At 44.2% G+C, this 15691-nt stretch carries 17 protein-coding genes and 2 pseudogenes; 18 read left to right on the forward strand and 1 reads right to left on the reverse strand.

The annotated features are described in order from the left end of the window. Positions 1–38 precede the first annotated feature (38 nt). Positions 39–674, forward strand: coding sequence for a cobalamin B12-binding domain-containing protein (locus DESOR_RS11480; RefSeq protein WP_014184761.1), 636 nt, complete (start codon positions 39–41; stop codon positions 672–674). Between the two features lie 2 nt (positions 675–676). Further along, the gene (locus tag DESOR_RS11485; protein ID WP_014184762.1) at positions 677–1486 is read left to right on the forward strand and encodes a methyltetrahydrofolate cobalamin methyltransferase; all 810 of its coding nucleotides are present in this window, start codon (positions 677–679) and stop codon (positions 1484–1486) included. Between the two features lie 325 nt (positions 1487–1811). Here the strand turns inward: DESOR_RS11485 and DESOR_RS11490 are convergent, their stop codons facing one another. Next, complete coding sequence (locus tag DESOR_RS11490) at positions 1812–2414, reverse strand: GNAT family N-acetyltransferase (RefSeq protein ID WP_014184763.1); 603 nt, start codon at positions 2412–2414, stop codon at positions 1812–1814. 419 nt (positions 2415–2833) lie between these two features. On the opposite strand from DESOR_RS11490, the gene DESOR_RS30260 reads away from it, so the two are divergent. From DESOR_RS30260 to DESOR_RS11565, 16 genes and pseudogenes are all read left to right on the forward strand, one after another. After that, a complete protein-coding gene (locus DESOR_RS30260) occupies positions 2834–3271 on the forward strand; it encodes a hypothetical protein (RefSeq protein WP_052304296.1) in 438 nt (145 codons plus the stop codon). A 134-nt stretch (positions 3272–3405) separates the two neighbouring features. Further along, the gene (locus DESOR_RS11500) at positions 3406–3582 is read left to right on the forward strand and encodes a hypothetical protein (protein WP_345788332.1); all 177 of its coding nucleotides are present in this window, start codon (positions 3406–3408) and stop codon (positions 3580–3582) included. Between the two features lie 276 nt (positions 3583–3858). Next, positions 3859–5592: an ABC transporter transmembrane domain-containing protein gene (locus DESOR_RS11505; RefSeq protein ID WP_042332178.1), complete on the forward strand. Its 1734-nt coding sequence runs from the start codon at positions 3859–3861 to the stop codon at positions 5590–5592. 1 nt (position 5593) lies between these two features. Further along, entirely contained in the window at positions 5594–7333 is a 1740-nt protein-coding gene (locus tag DESOR_RS11510) for an ABC transporter ATP-binding protein (RefSeq protein ID WP_014184765.1), read from the forward strand. A gap of 181 nt (positions 7334–7514) precedes the next feature. Next, positions 7515–7703 (forward strand): hypothetical protein, encoded by a 189-nt coding sequence (locus tag DESOR_RS11515; RefSeq protein WP_042331117.1) that lies wholly within the window; start codon positions 7515–7517, stop codon positions 7701–7703. A gap of 170 nt (positions 7704–7873) precedes the next feature. Further along, the gene (locus DESOR_RS11520) at positions 7874–8491 is read left to right on the forward strand and encodes a KilA-N domain-containing protein (protein ID WP_014184766.1); all 618 of its coding nucleotides are present in this window, start codon (positions 7874–7876) and stop codon (positions 8489–8491) included. 376 nt (positions 8492–8867) lie between these two features. After that, a pseudogene (locus DESOR_RS28000) lies at positions 8868–9131 on the forward strand (BREX system ATP-binding domain-containing protein); the annotation flags it as partial. Positions 9132–9300: 169 nt separating this feature from the next. Next, positions 9301–9573 carry a hypothetical protein gene (locus tag DESOR_RS11530; protein ID WP_014184767.1) on the forward strand — a complete coding sequence of 91 codons (273 nt, stop codon included), beginning with the start codon at positions 9301–9303 and terminating at the stop codon, positions 9571–9573. Positions 9574–9620: 47 nt separating this feature from the next. Then, a complete protein-coding gene (locus DESOR_RS11535) occupies positions 9621–10238 on the forward strand; it encodes a class I SAM-dependent methyltransferase (RefSeq protein ID WP_014184768.1) in 618 nt (205 codons plus the stop codon). Between the two features lie 218 nt (positions 10239–10456). Continuing rightward, on the forward strand, positions 10457–11134 hold the full coding sequence (locus tag DESOR_RS11540) for a hypothetical protein (RefSeq protein ID WP_014184769.1): 678 nt from the start codon (positions 10457–10459) through the stop codon (positions 11132–11134). A gap of 92 nt (positions 11135–11226) precedes the next feature. Then, complete coding sequence (locus DESOR_RS11545) at positions 11227–11706, forward strand: VOC family protein (protein WP_242832493.1); 480 nt, start codon at positions 11227–11229, stop codon at positions 11704–11706. A 1066-nt stretch (positions 11707–12772) separates the two neighbouring features. Further along, entirely contained in the window at positions 12773–13135 is a 363-nt protein-coding gene (locus DESOR_RS11550) for a YccF domain-containing protein (RefSeq protein ID WP_014184772.1), read from the forward strand. A 54-nt stretch (positions 13136–13189) separates the two neighbouring features. Then, entirely contained in the window at positions 13190–13369 is a 180-nt protein-coding gene (locus DESOR_RS30265; protein ID WP_282434413.1) for a dienelactone hydrolase family protein, read from the forward strand. Positions 13370–13463: 94 nt separating this feature from the next. Beyond that, positions 13464–14135, forward strand: a complete 672-nt coding sequence (locus tag DESOR_RS11555) for a response regulator transcription factor (RefSeq protein ID WP_014184773.1) — start codon at positions 13464–13466, stop codon at positions 14133–14135. A 1-nt stretch (position 14136) separates the two neighbouring features. Then, on the forward strand, positions 14137–15183 hold the full coding sequence (locus DESOR_RS11560) for a sensor histidine kinase (protein WP_014184774.1): 1047 nt from the start codon (positions 14137–14139) through the stop codon (positions 15181–15183). A 35-nt stretch (positions 15184–15218) separates the two neighbouring features. Then, positions 15219–15578: pseudogene (locus tag DESOR_RS11565) on the forward strand (ABC transporter transmembrane domain-containing protein); the annotation flags it as partial. Between the last annotated feature and the right edge of the window lie 113 nt (positions 15579–15691).

The following is a 15691-nucleotide window of genomic DNA, read 5'->3' on the forward strand; positions in this document are numbered from 1 at the left end:
GGAGCACAACTTAAGATAAAAACATAGGAGGGTTAATCATGATTGACTTACAAAAACTAACACAATACGTGGGTGATTTAGACGAAAAAGCCGTGCTGGCTATGCTCAATGAATTCGTGGCAGGGGGTCCTTCCGAGGCCGAAGCTCAGGATGTGGTCGCTGCCTGCCAAAAGGGTATGACCATAGTGGGCGACCTGTTTGAAAAAAATGAGTATTACGTAGGCGACCTGATTTTTGCCGGAGAGCTTTTAATGTCTGCGCTGGATATTATCAAGCCTGTGCTGGGTCAGGGAGTGTCTGCGAAAATTGGCTCCATCGTCATGGGCACAGTTGAAGGGGATCTCCATGACATCGGCAAAAACATCTTTAAGGGAATGTCCGAAGCCGCCGGTTTTGAGGTATATGACCTGGGTATAGACGTATCCCCCAGTGCCTTCGTTGAAAAGGTTAAAGAAGTGAAGCCAAATATTTTGGGTATGAGCGGCGTTCTGACCCTGGCTCTCAGCTCAATGAAGAAGACGGTGGAAGCTATAGAGGAAGCGGGCTTGCGCGATGATATCAAGATCGTTATTGGCGGCAACCCGGTCAACGCTGAAGCCTGTCAGCAGATTGGCGCCGATGCCTTTACAGTCAACGCGGCTGAAGGAATCAAAATCTGCCAGGGATGGGTCTAAGAATGATCATCATCGGAGAAAAAATTAACGGAACCATTCCCAGTATGAAAAGAGCGATTGAGGAAAAAGATGAAGGGTTTATTCGTGACATTGCTGTTAAGCAGGCCGAGGCTGGAGCAGATTTTATCGATGTCTGTGCAAGTACGGCTCCTGAAATAGAAGTTCAGACCTTACTCTGGCTGATGAATATTGTACAGGATGTCACTGATACTCCCCTGTGTATCGACAGCCCAAACCCCAAGGTCATTGAAGAGGTTTTTAAGCATGCCAAGCGGCCCGGCCTGGTTAACTCCGTTTCCTTGGAAGGTGATAAATGTGATATCATTTATCCTCTAATCAAAGGGACGGAATGGCAGGTAGTAGCCTTAACTTGTGATAATAAGGGAATACCTTCTGATGTTACAAGAAGGGTTGAGATAGCCCAGGTCCTTGTCGAAAAGGCTGCTCAATTTGACATTACCCCGGATAGAATCCATATTGATCCTTTAGTGATTGCCCTATCTGCTGAGAATCAATCTTTGCTTAAGTTTGTTGAGGCAACGAAAGCAATCAAAGCATTGTATCCTACGATTAAGATTACCTCTGGTTTGAGCAATATCTCCTTTGGTATGCCTTTGCGTAAGGTAGTTAATCAAAGTTTCCTGACTATGGCGATGATGGCAGGAATGGATTCAGCCATTATTGACCCGATTAACAGAGATATGATGGCTTGCCTGTTAGCTAATGAAGCTTTACTTGGCAGGGACAAATACTGCAGAAATTACGCTAATGCCTATCGCAAAAACAAAATCGGACCTCTTCGGGTAGTTTGATGCACTTACTCTTTGTCACACTTGACCAGGCAAGGAATATAGTGTAGTGGGCTGTTATTTAGTGTAGTGGTCATGTTGATATCTTCCTTGCAAAAAGCAGAACCCTGGTGTGGCCGGACCGGGGTTCTGCTATTTTATGGCTGAAATCTGCTGTCTAACCTCTAAACCACCTGCTGTGCATACTCTTCGTTGGCAAAAGTAATCTGGTTATAGTCATTACCCTGCATATAAGGTAAGCCAGGGGAGCATCGGCAATAGCGTCAATACCAGTTTCGCCGTTGGCATATACACATTATCATAGTCAAGAGCTGTATTGAAATCATGATCACTTGGTTGTTGGTATCATAAGCGGTTTCACCTGAATGTTTGCCGTGGCGTGGCTGTCTTTTGTTTTGGAGTAGAGGAAATGCTCCATATCTTTTCCGTTGTAATGCTTTATAAATACTGTTTTTTTCTTGAAGCCCGCTGATTCAGCAACCGCTATGGAAGGAGTGTTATTTGTTTTGATTTGGGCATAGACTGCAGGCAAATCCATTTCTCCAAAAGCATAATCTGTCAGTGCCCTGATGCCCTCCAAAGCGTAGCCGTGGTGCCAGTTCCGGTGCTTGAGCATGTAACAAACTTCAAAGACACTTTGCTGATTGAATTCACAGCGATGGAGCCCCATCTGTCCCACAAAAGCTCCGGTGGTTTTCTCAATCGCAGCAAAATAGCCTGCGTTATCTTGCCTGTAGAAGGATAATTGAGTTTCTATCCAATCATGAATTTGATCGTCGGTAAAGGTATGTTCCCAGGCGTACATGACCTGGGGGTCAGAGAGCATTTCTTTAAGGGAAGCAAAATCTTTGGGGGTTATATGGCGAAACTTTAAGCGCTCGCTCTCCAGAATATATCCGGAAGGGTCGTGATCGTTGGTTATTTTCTTCATATTAAAGTCCTTTTTAAAAGTAGATTTGATATAAACAGCAATATATATTGGTATATAAGAATAACAAAGGCGGATTAAAATTTCAACATAGGATAATTTTAAGATGATTCAATATACGGCTGTTTGCTTCGGCAGACAGTTTTGTCGGCAATCCAGCATCCAATGCCTTGGAGATTGAGACCGGTGGAGTTGCCCCTTTAAAAAATAAAGTACTTTAAAAATGGGTGAAGTAAAGGTCTTAAAAAAGGGTAAAACACAAAGAACATACCGTCGAATGCGCTGACCAGATAAAACCATGCCTCTTCTATTCGGTAATACGCAACTATAGAGTAGTTCACAAACTCAAACAATCTCTGCTCCAGGGTGCAGAAATTGATCATAACCAGGATTATAGAAAAGCCAGATTGTTGGGAGGTATATTGGCAGGCATATTTATACCCATGGCCTTATTTACGATTATCATACCAGTTGTTGAGATTGCTAAAAGCACTGACTATACACTTCCGGAAGGCAATACTAATCTACCAATTATCAGGCTTGCAGAGATAGAGAAAAGCCCTAATCTTAGGCGGGAAACAGGTTATCATGGCAATAATGTTGATCGGGAAAATCGGGTTAGCCGTGACTGGAGCCTGCTGGCGCCTGTTCAATATGAAATCGATGAACATGGAGTTATCAACGGCGAAATGTGGGGAGATAACAGCGGTGTATATTCTCCGAGTATCACCACCCAATACTATAAGCTGACTTTTGGGAGTATGGCAGAAAACCTTACGCTTGATCTTATTAATCGCTATGTTTGGAGTGATAACAGTGAAGTTAAGGAGGTTAATCACCTGTCCTTTGATAAACTATAAATAGTAGAGGATGGTATCCGCAGACAGATCTTTGCCTATTTGGATAATCAAGTAGTCTATGTTACCTATTATGGGGAAGAGGGAATAGAGGATATTATACCGCCCCTTGCTCAAAAGATGAAAGAGGTGATTCCATGAAACCAGATACAGCTGTTCCTGGATTGCAGGGCTATTATCAAATGAAATCTGAACTGGAATTGCTCAGAACTCTTGCAGAAGCAGAAAATGATGTGGAAAATGGACGGTTAGCACCAATACAGGATTCATTTAATGATCTTCGTGCATCTTTACTGGAAAGGATGAATAGATGAAGTATAAAATCTTACTTAAAAAAACAAGGGTATGGACAAAGCATTCAGGTTGAATCTGGATGCTTTTCTGTATTGATTGTCTTTGTAAATAAACAGGATGGAAGTCGTCAATAAAAAATTTGTAGATTAAAATGTTTGAACCTAAGACATGGGTCTAGTATAGTGAAACTCAAGGCCATTGGAACGGCTTCTAAACTCAAACTCAAGCTGGCGAAAGTGAATAAAATCATAATTGAAATGAGGAGCTGAGACTGGTTGCATCTTTTTAAAGATCTTATGTGGTTTTTTAAGCAGGAGAAAAAAGGCTATATCTTAGGGATCATTGTCTTAGTCCTGGTCGCTCTGCTAAATTTATTACCTCCTTATGTTGTTCGTGTTATTGTCGATGAAGTCAGCCGTGGGGCCCTAAGGTCGGAATCCTTGCTTTATTGGACGCTGATCCTTGCCGGGATAGCTTTGGTTGTTTATGCTCTGCGCTTTTCCTGGCGGTTAATGATTTTTGGGGCGGCAAGCCGTTTAAGCAGGCTGCTTAGAAAGCAGCTTTTTGATCACTTTACCCGGATGTCCCCGCAATTTTATCAAAAGCACCGCACCGGGGATTTAATGGCCCATGCCACCAATGACATCCAAGCCGTTGAAATGACGGCCGGCATGGGGGTATTGACTTTAGTAGACTCCATAATAACCGGTGGGTTAGTGCTTTCATCAATGGCGGTATTTATCAGCTGGAAACTAACGCTGATTACCCTATTGCCAATGCCCCTGATGGCTTGGTCCACCAGCCGTTATGGGACAATGCTGCACAACCGCTTTCACCGGGCTCAAGCCGCCTTTTCTGATCTTAACAATAAAGTGCTGGAAAACATTAACGGGATGAGAGTTGTCAAAGCCTTCGGAGAAGAAGAGGCAGAATTAGAAGATTTTCGCAGGTTATCTGAGGATGTGGTAGCGAAGAACCTGGCTGTTGCCAAAGTAGATGCCCTCTTTGACCCGACAATCCAGCTGATTATTGGGCTTTCTTTTTTTCTGGCCCTTATTTTTGGCTCAATTGACGTGATTCATGGCCAATTAACCTTTGGGCAGCTGACTCAGTTTACCATCTATTTAGGTCAATTTATCTGGCCCATGCTTGCTTTCGGCTGGCTGTTCAACATTCTTGAACGGGGCAGAGCCTCCTATGACCGCATAGAGGGGCTATTGAAGATCAAGCAAACAATTAAGGAAAAGGAGGGGGCCCTTAGCCGCTTCAACAATGGTATTGTGATCTATAAAGGAGCTTCCTTTACTTATCCTGAAGGCAATACACCCATTTTGCAAAATATCAATGTCCGGGTGGAGCAGGGGCAAACCCTGGGAATTGTCGGTAAAACAGGGAGCGGGAAGACAACCTTTCTGCGCCTGCTTCTGCGGGAGTTTGACCTTAACCAGGGAGATCTGCAAATAGGCAGAACGTCGGTTTACGGTGTAACCCTGGAAGCTTTGCGCAGTAAAATAGGCTATGTGCCTCAAGATTGTTTTCTTTTCTCCACGACCATTGCTGAAAATATAGCCTTAGGCAAACCGGAGGCCTCCCTGGAGGAAATTCATCAGGCGGCAGAAATTGCCCACATCCACGAAGATGTGCTGAGTTTTCCCGAGGGGTATGGCACCCTGGTCGGAGACCGGGGGATCACACTTTCCGGAGGGCAGAAGCAGAGGATATCTATTGCCCGGGCCCTTTTGCTGGAACCGGAAATTCTCATTTTAGACGACTCATTATCGGCAGTTGATGCGAAAACGGAGAAATCGATTTTACAGAGTCTGGGAAAAATGCGGGTTCAAAAAACCACCTTCCTATCTTCTCATCGTCTTAGCGCCGTCGAAGAAGCAGACCTAATCATCGTGCTTAAAGACGGACAAATCACGGAACATGGTTCCCATGCGGAGCTGATGGCTCTCAAGGGCTGGTATGCCGCCACCTATCGAAGGCAGCAGCTGGAATCCTTCCTTGCAGAGGGGGAGGAAGATTGAGATGGTGATCCGACGCTTACTGAACTATCTTATCCCCCATAAAAAAGCCTTGACCTTGGCTTCTTTCATTCTGATCCTGGCTACCTTTGCCGATGTCATCGGTCCTGTTCTGGTTAAGGTTTTTCTCGATCAGCACTTAGTTCCCCGCTCCTTTGACCGGGGTGCCCTGATCATTCTGGCTTCAAGCTATCTGGGGCTGAACATACTGTCGGCAATATTACACTATTATCAACTAGTCAGCTTCAACGAAATTGCCCTGGAAATCGTCCGGCAGCTGCGAATTGATGTTTTCTCTCATGTACAAAACCTGGAGTTTAAGGTCTTCGACAATACTCCGGCCGGTGCCTTAATTTCTCGCATAACCAATGATACGGAAGCCGTTAAAGAGCTGTTTGTGGGGGTTTTAGCGGCCTTTGTCCAGAATGTGGTTTTCATGCTGGGTGTTTTTGTGGCTATGTTTTATTTAGATGTTCGTTTAGCCTGTTTTTGTCTGATCTTGCTGCCGGTTATTATCATCCTGATGATATCCTACCGCAAAGTAAGTACCAAGGTTTACCGAAGGCTGCGCCAGGAACTTAGTCATCTTAATGCCAAACTGAATGAATCCATCCAGGGGATGAATATCATCCAGGCTATGCGCCAGGAGAAGCGCTTTCGCCGGGAATTTCAGACCATCAACAATAATTACTACCGGGAAGGGATGGCTAATATTCGTTTAGAAGGCCTTTTTGTCCGACCGGCTGTTGACCTGATCTATACCTGGGCCTTAATCATGGTTTTAAATTATTTCGGGTTCCAATCCTTGGCGGGGCCCATTGAAATAGGGGTACTTTACGCTTTTATCAACTACCTGGACCGTTTCTTTGAACCTGTCAACATGATGATGGAGCGTTTGTCCCAATTCCAACAATCCTTCGTTGCGGCCGAGCGGGTTTTTGAATTAGTGGATGACCGGCGCGTAACTCCCAAGGGTGCCTCTGTGGATGTTCCTGGGATCAGTCAGGGAAAAATTGAGTTTAAAGAGGTCAGTTTCTCTTATGACGGCGACAAGGGGGCAAAGGTTTTAAAATCAATCAATTTCACCGCCTGCCCGGGTCAAACGGTTGCTTTAGTCGGGCATACAGGCAGCGGTAAGAGTACCATTGCTAACCTGCTCATGGGCTTCTATCCGCTCACTCAGGGAGAAATCCTTATTGATGGAGTTTCCCTTTCCCAGCACTCCCATCAGGAGCTGCGGGCAAAAGTAGGGCTGGTAGCTCAAGACTCCTTCTTATTCACAGGTACTATTTCCAGTAATATTGCCTTGGCCCGATCTGAGATTACCGAAAAGGAAGTTCGGGAAGCTGCAGCCTTTGTTCAGGCGGAAGATTTTATCGGCAGGCTGCCCCAGGGATTTCAAGAGCCCATGGGAGAACGGGGGACAACCTTATCCAGCGGACAGCGGCAACTGATCTGTTTTGCCCGGACTATGGCCGGCAATCCCAGGATACTTGTCTTAGATGAAGCAACAGCCAGCGTGGATACGGAAACAGAGGAAGCGATTCAAAAAGCTTTGAGAAAGATGCGCCAAGGCCGGACAACTATCGCTATTGCTCACCGGCTTTCAACCGTTCAGGACGCCGACCTGATTTTAGTCCTTCACCATGGTGAAATTGTGGAGAGAGGAACTCATGCCGAACTATTGGCACAGGAAGGGTTATATTATAAGATGTTTATGCTGCAGTATGGGAGTAAAGAATAAGAATAGGACAAGGGTGCTTGTCGTGAGGCGAGATCTGACATTTTGGACACTATAATCAACCTTACAAAAGGTTAAGCTTAAACTGGAAAATGTAAGCCAAAGTTATGGCAGGGCATTTTCCAGTTTTGCTATACAGAACATACTCAGCAAAGAAGGTTCTTTTTTCAGGACCATTATCGAGGTGAACAATCTTAAAAAAGTCTATACCACCCGCTTTGGCGGCAGCCCTGTTCAGGCCTTAGCCAATGAATCCTTCTCCGTGGAGCAGGGTGAATATGTAGCGATCATGGTTGAATCGGACCCAGCAGCGGTGAGGTTCTGCTCAAAGAGGGCGCTATGGCAGGTCTGTCTGTTTTTTCAGTATGCTTAAATTCTATCCAAAATCACAGGTGCCAATATTTATTGCAAGCAGAACATGCGTTTGGTATAATTTGTATGTGAATTTAAACCTATCAAATCACTATCGAATGAATTAATTTCGGTAGAAGGAGGTGTGATAGTTGGCTAAAAAAATGACAGTAGGCGGAACTGAAATTTCAGTTGTTCAATACGAAGAAAAAGATTATATATCTCAATCCCGATTTTAATTCCCCCGAATTCGAGGGAATTAAAAATAAAGCGGGGCTAAATCGGTTTGTATTGTCTGTAAAACAATGGACGGAGAAAACGAATTCTCGTGGGATCATAGCAAAAGCGGGCAGATACGGTGGTACATATGCACATGAAACAATTGCCTTTGAATTTGCCTCGTGGGTATCTCCCCAGTTTAAGCTGTACCTGATTAAAGAATTCCAACGTCTGAAAGAGGAAGAATACAAACAGTTAGGCTGGGATATTAAACGCAATCTTGCGAAAATCAATTACCGCATACATACGGATGCAATCAAAGAAAATTTAATTCCTCCACAGCTTACGCCCCAACAGGTAAATCAGGTATATGCCAGCGAAGCCGATGTGCTAAATGTTGCCTTGTTTGGAATGGCTGCAAAACAGTGGAGAGACGCTAATCCTGAACTCAAAGGGAATATCCGTGATTACGCTAATGTTTCACAGCTTGTTTGTCTTTCCAATATGGAGAACCTGAATGCCTTTAGGATAACAAACGGGCAATTTTACAAAGCCTCAGATCAGGCGATGATTGAAAAATGTGTTTTTTGAAAACCGCAGAGAGAAAATGTACGCTCTTTTCAGAGGTGCTGTATGTAGGAATACAGCCGTACAGCCTATAACGGTACAACTTGACGACTTTGAAATGATTAAACTGAACAGCAGGGGTTGGTATCGGGAGTATTTAACGTTGACCCAGTACCGGTCTCTTATCGGGTACATCCTGAAATGCATCGAAATCAAAATGCGGGAACACTTCGGCTACAAGCGAAATCTGCAAATACCGAATATTTCTCAGGTAGAAAACAGCTTTTTGAACAGCGAACCGGATAAATTCACCTATCCAACCCGCCCGACCATGGGTAGGCTAAAAGTATGGAAAGCTAAGGCCTTCTTCGTCATAAGCAGCACCAAGTTTGAGTCGGCGATCGTCCGGGCTACACTGCTTAATGCCTTAAAAGGCGGTGTGGTCCCTCGCACTGGGCTTAGCTACATTACTGTGGGAAGAAAAGATGAGATTGATGCGCTTTTGCACGATGTTGAGACCATTTCCATCGGCGGGGCTTCGTTCTGCTTCATCGGTGGGAAATAGGGTGCGGGCAAGAGCTTTCTTTTACAAACAATCCGCAACTACGCCATGGAACGCGGTTTTGTGGTCGTCGACGCAGACCTGTCTCCCGAACGACGCCTGTACCGCTGTCCATCGGTGACTTAAGTATCCCTGATGAGATAAAGGTGGAGGGGAAATACAATGATTTTGTTCCGGAGGCATTACTGAGGAAACAATATGCTACCAAATACATTGATATTGGTGAGTGTTTTGGCTAAATCCGATTTTCAATCTCGATAAATCCAAGTTCATGGAGTTGACGAAAAATCATTATCTGGAAAAAGGGATTATTGAATTTTTACTACTGTGTTTAAGTACTGAGAGTTATGAATACCTTATTCAGGGCGAGACTCCGGCATCTTTTGCGGCCAGAGTCAAAGCGATTATCAAAAGCGAAAATAAAGAAGTAAATAAATATATGGAAACTTTAGTAAGTCGGGCTAATGAATGCAGGGAACCGGCTATATCTGATTGGGAAGTGACGCGACTTATTAATGAACTACAAAAATTGCTTGATAAATAATAATTATACTTTGACGATTAAATTTGTGGTTAAAGGAGTAACTGACAATGCGCGACAACAAAAAATTTTGGAACCGGTATTCTGGACTGTATGACTTCGAGATTAGGCGGTTTAACCAAGCGGCATACCAAGAAATGTACAATCTGATGTCGGAAGTACTGCAAGCCGATATGCGGGTTTTGGAAGTCGCCACTGGAACCGGTTTAATCGCGCTTGGCATAGCCAAATTTGTCCGGCAAGTTGAAGCGACGGACTTCTCTCCCAAGATGATTGAAACCGCAAAAAAGAAAATTGCTCCGGGCAATGTTAAATTTTCCATCGAGGACGCTACAGCATTATCCTTTGCGAATGACTGGTTTGATGCGGTCATCATTTCCAATGCTTTGCACATTATGCCAGACCCCGAAGCAGCGCTTGCGAGTATCCGCAGGGTACTGAAACCTGGCGGATTGCTGATCGCACCGACTTTTTCGCATGGGCACCTAAAAAACTCCTTCTGGAATCTGAACGCCAAAATACTGAAACTCATCGGGTTTGAAACTTACTCGAAGTGGACACCGGAGGAATATACCGGGTTTATTGAGAAAAATGGTTTTCCGGTTGGCCGGCGGAAAGTATTAAGAGCCGCTTTTCCGCTTGTCTATCTTGAGGCGACTAAAGTCTGATAATCTTTATAGAATTAGGATACTTAATGAGTTCCGGGAGACGTGCAGACGTCGGTTAAGGAAGAAGCGCTGCTGGAGGGGAAGGATAGGAAGCCTCAGTTGAAAGCAGGGGAGTTGAAAACTCCAATGAGGTTTAGAGTGAATATAGTCTTCATTTACACTTTAATACTTTTCTTATATATTTAAGAAAGAGTTAAATGGAGGAGTTGGAATTAAGTATGAAAAAGCCTTTTTACAAACGGTGGTGGGTCTGGGTCTTTGTTGCTTGGTTTATTTGGGGCACTTATATTAATCTAAGTACGAATAAATTCCCCAATGAGGGAAAAAGTATGGATCTAATCATCGAAAGGGGTATTTATCTTGTTTTTGCCGTAGGGATAATTCAACTAATTTTAAAGGCCTTAGAATATCAGAAAAAAATAAAAATGAAAATGAATAACGTTACTGAGCTAGATCCAAATGTATTAGCAAAAATTTGTGCACATCATCTAGAAGGTCTTCCTTTAGCGGAAAAAACATTTTGTGAATTGATACTAACATCAGAGCAACTAAACATTGTCGGAGGCGGGGCCAATTTCAGTATTATGATTCCGCAAATAAGAGCTGCCGAGTTGAAAACCGATACTGAAATCGATAATATTGTCCTTGGAGGATATACTCGTGATCCATGGCCCTATGAGAAATATATTTTGAAAGCAGAAACAGAAACAAGATTATTCAATAAAGAGAAAAAGACATATACTCACTTTTTGATTTTGAGTTATATTAATTCTGAAGGTGTGCTTGCTTCAATAGTATTTTTAGTAGAAGATGCTGATGAAATTCGTGCTTTTGAAGCAGTATTTGAGATAAAATCTTTAATAAAAAATAACCCAACGGTAACGATACAATTATAAAAAAATTGTATTTAGGGCAATCTTACCTAGGGTTTTACTCGGAAAATGTAACAGGGGAGAGCCGCGCAAGCTCTCTCCCTTTATCGAGAGGGGTGCAGGGCAGTTACTGCCTGACTAAGCCAAAACGCAAAAAAGGAGAGGAAGCATTGATTACACCTTACCTTACATTCAACGGGAACTGCAAAGACGCGCTGAACTTCTACCGCGCTGTCTTCCATTGCGACGAGCCAAAAGTCCTGCCCTATGGTGACTATATGCCGGAGGGGTCAAAGACGCCGCCTGAGCTGCTGCGTACTTGGGTTATGCACGCCGAGATGGTCATCTGCGGTACGAACGTTTGGTTTGCCGATGAAGCTGCGCCGCCTAAGAACGGCGACAACATTAAACTAACTGCCACGGTACCTACAGGCAAGGAAGCGACGGCTATCTTCGACACGCTTTGCGCCGGTGGTGAGGTGACCCTACCGCCGACCGAGACCTTCTACAGCGTGTTCCACGCTGCAGTAACAGACAAATTCGGAGTGAACTGGAATGTCGTTGCTGAAGAAATGCCGAAGCAAGTGGAGGGATGAAGCCCATACAGCACGGGAATACGTCAAATACCTGGACCTGGAGATATTCAGGCCAGGTATTTTTTTATTTAACATATTATGTGCGTATAAGACAATTTTCACAATCTCTTGCAATTTACAAGATATATAATATAATAATAAATATTAAAAGATAAGGCGTTAAACATTGTTGTGTTATGAACCCGTTAATATTGTTTACGTTATTTTCAAGGTGTTTTCCGGGGGTAGAAATTTAATTTGAGGGAGGAGTTAATATGGAAGGGCTGGATTTCTTGGTAACATCTATTTGTTTCTCTGTTTTAGGTTATGTATTATGTTATCTTACTCTTTCAAGTAACAATGAACTTAAAAGGGCTAACGATAACTCAGACTAATCATTGGCAGGATGAGAACGCAAGCCTAAATAATTTCTAACCTGTTCTTTCTTTGAAAGAAAAGGCCCAAAAACATACTGCCAATGTGATCAATGTCCAGTTTATTCCGGCAGCAGCATCGATGGAAGTTTAAAAGTCATCGACGATGCGAAAGTTCAAAGCTCGGTTATAAACTTTTTTGCAGGAGCCGATGATTATATGACGAAGCCATTTGAAGGTATTGAGTTATTGGACGTTGAGGTGTCATGCTATATAAATGGGGTAAAACAATTAATTGGTTAGGATATCTTGTGGTCATTAGAATTACGCGTTCACATATTCTAAATATCAAGGTCACGAATCAGTAACATTTTTGTTCTATGATGTGTATAGTAAAAGATATCCGCAACATAACGGTTGAAATACAGACTGGCTTTCTCTCCTTAACCTCCTTTGTCACGCCCCTCAGCGAGGGGCGTTTTCTATGCCCAACGATGATCTACCGAACCAAAGGCACTGCCAATATTTTGCACGAGCCGGGTGCCGACACTGGCTTGAGATATTTCTTGTTTCACTATACGGCGGAACAGGTTCCATCAATGCCTGAGTCTTTGTGCCTGTATAAGTGAATCAACTTTTTTGCCTGTGTAAGCAGGAAATAGAAGATAGTGGTGGAAATAGTAGGTGCTGAGATGCATGAATGGAGGAAGAGGATGAATTTTATTGGCAACATTATTTGGCTTATATTCGGCGGACTAATAGCATGTATTGCCTGGGCAATTGCCGGTTTGATCTTGTGTATTACGATTATTGGGATACCTTTTGGCGCACAATGTTTTAAGATTGCCTTATTTGTACTTTGGCCCTTTGGAAAAGAGATAGAACTTGGCAACTTCGGAGCAGGGGGATTACTTTTAAATATCATCTGGCTGATTGTTTTTGGCTGGGAGTTTGCTATAGCTCATTTAGTGATTGGTCTGTTTTTTTGTCTGACGATTGTTGGTATTCCCTTTGGACTCCAACATTTTAAATTTGCGAAACTTGGTTTGATACCTTTTGGGGCGACGATTTATTAATAGATAGATGGAGATGTGTAAATTGAGTGTGCTTACATATATGAATCTGCCGTCATCCTTCTGCACGAGATCTATGGAATTAACCCCCATATTAAATGGGTTTGTGAATATTATTCCGAAGCAGGATACGCTGTAATATGTCCAAATTTTATCAAGCCTGATCTAGGATATTTCGAATACAATCGAGAAGAAGAGGCTTACCAATACTTTGTTAATCAGGTATTGACGGACTGAGCAGTTCAAATTGGTCACTGGCTCCCAATGAGCCGGTTTTTTATCGCCCATTTTTCATGATAGAATAGTATCGTGAATAGGGAGGGGCTGTTTCATGCATAAGATCCTGATTGTCGAAGACGATGCCGTCATTGCTAAAGCGATTAAAAACCATATCGGGACCTGGGGATGGGAAGGGGAATGTGTGACGGACTTTGAGCAGGTGATGTCTCAGTTTGTCTCCTACAATCCCCAGCTTGTGCTCCTGGACATCTCACTGCCTTTTTACAATGGCTACTACTGGTGCAGCGAGATACGCAAGGTATCCAAGGTACCCATCATCTTTATCTCCTCCGCTTCCGATAATATGAACATCGTCATGGCCATCAATATGGGCGGTGATGATTTTATTGCCAAACCTTTCGACCTGAGTGTTCTGACGGCCAAGGTGCAGGCCATGCTGCGCCGGACCTATGATTTTGCCGGACAGACGGATTTGTTGGAGCACCGGGGAGCCATCCTCAACACCAGCGATGCTTCCTTGACCTATAACGATATCAAGGTTGAGCTGAGTAAGAACGATTATAAGATCCTGAAAATGCTGCTGGAGAATAAAGGCAAGGCTGTGGGCCGTGAAGCAATCATGGCCCGCCTGTGGGAAACGGACAGTTATATCGACGAAAACACCCTGACGGTGAACATGACCCGGCTGCGCAAAAAATTGGAGGCGGCAGGGCTGGCAGGATTTATTGTGACCAAAAAAGGGATAGGGTATATGGTGACGTGATATGAAAGAGATCAGCCTATGTGCGGCGGGGAAGCAGTACCTCCGGGGGCATAGCCGGGGAATCCTTTTGTACTGCATCTTTGCCGGTGTCTTTGCTTTGGTGTTTTATCTGTATCATCTGCCGCTGGAAGCAGTGCTCTATGCCGCTTTGCTCTGTGCCGTCCTGGCCCTCCTGGTTCTGACGGCGGATTTTTATCGCTATTATCAGCGCTGCAGAGTGCTCGGGGATTTGCAGCAACAGATCATGTTCAGCCTGGAAGGGCTCCCTGAGGCTAAGGGATTATTGGAAAAGGAGTATCAGGAGCTGATCGCCGCCCTCTACCGGGATAAGATCAGGCTGGTTTCCCAGGCCGATAATGAGCGGAGGGATCTGGTGGATTATTATACCCTGTGGGCCCATCAGATCAAAACCCCTATCGCCGCCATGGGCCTCCTCCTCCAGTCCCTCCCCTCGGCGGAGGACGACGGGAGTACTGCTCAGAGTATGGAGCAGAACAGGGAGCTGGCTATAGAGCTGTTTAAAATTGAACAGTATGTGGAAATGGTTCTCCAATATCTGCGGCTGGAGAGTCCTTCTTCCGATTTTGTCCTGAAACGCTATGCTTTGGACGATATTGTCCGGCAGGCGGTGCGTAAATATGCCAAGATGTTTATCCGTAAGAAGATCAGCCTGGATTTCTCCCAGCTGAACTGTGACGTGCTGACCGATGAAAAGTGGCTGGTGTTTGTCATTGAGCAGATCTTGTCCAATGCTTTGAAGTATACCCGGGAGGGGAAGATCTCTATCTATATGGAAAGGGAGGGTGCCAAAACCCTGGTGATCGCCGATACAGGGATAGGCATTGCCGGGGAAGACCTGCCCCGGGTCTTTGAAAAAGGCTTTACCGGTTATAACGGCCGAAGGGATAAAAAGTCCACAGGGATCGGTCTCTACCTGTGCCGGAGGATCCTGACCAAGCTGTCCCATACCATTGTGATCGAAGGGGAGCCGGGCAAGGGCACGAAAGTGAAGATCGGCCTGGATACGTTGGATACAGTGATGGAGTGAATAAAATTATGATTTATATAAGGAGCTGAGACTAGTTGCTTCTTTTTAAAGATCTTATGTGGTTTTTTAAGCAGGAGAAAAAAGGCTATATTTTAGGGATTATTATCTTAGTCCTGGTCGCCCTGCTAAATTTATTACCGCCTTATGTTGTTCGAGTTATTGTCGATGAAGTCAGTCGCGGGGCCCTAAGGCCGGAATCCTTGCTTTATTGGACGCTGATCCTTGCCGGGATAGGCTTGGCCGTTTATGCTTTGCGCTTTTCCTGGCGGTTAATGATTTTGGGGGCGGAAAGCCGTTTAAGCAGGTTGCTTAGAAAGCAGCTTTTTGATCACTTTACCCTGATGTCCCCGCAATTTTATCAAAAGCACCGCACGGGCGATTTAATGGCCCATGCTCGCTTTCGGCTGGTTGTTCAACATTCTTGAACGGGGCAGAGCCTCCTATGACCGAATAGAGACGCTGCAGGATTTTGCAAAAATAGGGTCTTACATTAGGCAGGAAATAGAAG

Origin of the sequence: Desulfosporosinus orientis DSM 765, assembly GCF_000235605.1 — a bacterium.
GTDB classification, from domain to species: Bacteria; Bacillota; Desulfitobacteriia; order Desulfitobacteriales; family Desulfitobacteriaceae; genus Desulfosporosinus; species Desulfosporosinus orientis.

Excerpts from the sequence above, each read along its gene's own strand:
- DESOR_RS11480 (WP_014184761.1), top strand. The coding sequence starts at position 39 with ATGATTGACTTACAAAAACTAACACAATACGTGGGTGATTTAGACGAA.
- DESOR_RS11485 (WP_014184762.1), top strand. The coding sequence starts at position 677 with ATGATCATCATCGGAGAAAAAATTAACGGAACCATTCCCAGTATGAAA.
- DESOR_RS11490 (WP_014184763.1), bottom strand. The coding sequence starts at position 2,414 with ATGAAGAAAATAACCAACGATCACGACCCTTCCGGATATATTCTGGAG.
- DESOR_RS11500 (WP_345788332.1), top strand. The coding sequence starts at position 3,406 with ATGAAACCAGATACAGCTGTTCCTGGATTGCAGGGCTATTATCAAATG.
- DESOR_RS11505 (WP_042332178.1), top strand. The coding sequence starts at position 3,859 with ATGTGGTTTTTTAAGCAGGAGAAAAAAGGCTATATCTTAGGGATCATT.
- DESOR_RS11510 (WP_014184765.1), top strand. The coding sequence starts at position 5,594 with ATGGTGATCCGACGCTTACTGAACTATCTTATCCCCCATAAAAAAGCC.
- DESOR_RS11530 (WP_014184767.1), top strand. The coding sequence starts at position 9,301 with ATGGAGTTGACGAAAAATCATTATCTGGAAAAAGGGATTATTGAATTT.
- DESOR_RS11535 (WP_014184768.1), top strand. The coding sequence starts at position 9,621 with ATGCGCGACAACAAAAAATTTTGGAACCGGTATTCTGGACTGTATGAC.
- DESOR_RS11540 (WP_014184769.1), top strand. The coding sequence starts at position 10,457 with ATGAAAAAGCCTTTTTACAAACGGTGGTGGGTCTGGGTCTTTGTTGCT.
- DESOR_RS11550 (WP_014184772.1), top strand. The coding sequence starts at position 12,773 with ATGAATTTTATTGGCAACATTATTTGGCTTATATTCGGCGGACTAATA.
- DESOR_RS11555 (WP_014184773.1), top strand. The coding sequence starts at position 13,464 with ATGCATAAGATCCTGATTGTCGAAGACGATGCCGTCATTGCTAAAGCG.
- DESOR_RS11560 (WP_014184774.1), top strand. The coding sequence starts at position 14,137 with ATGAAAGAGATCAGCCTATGTGCGGCGGGGAAGCAGTACCTCCGGGGG.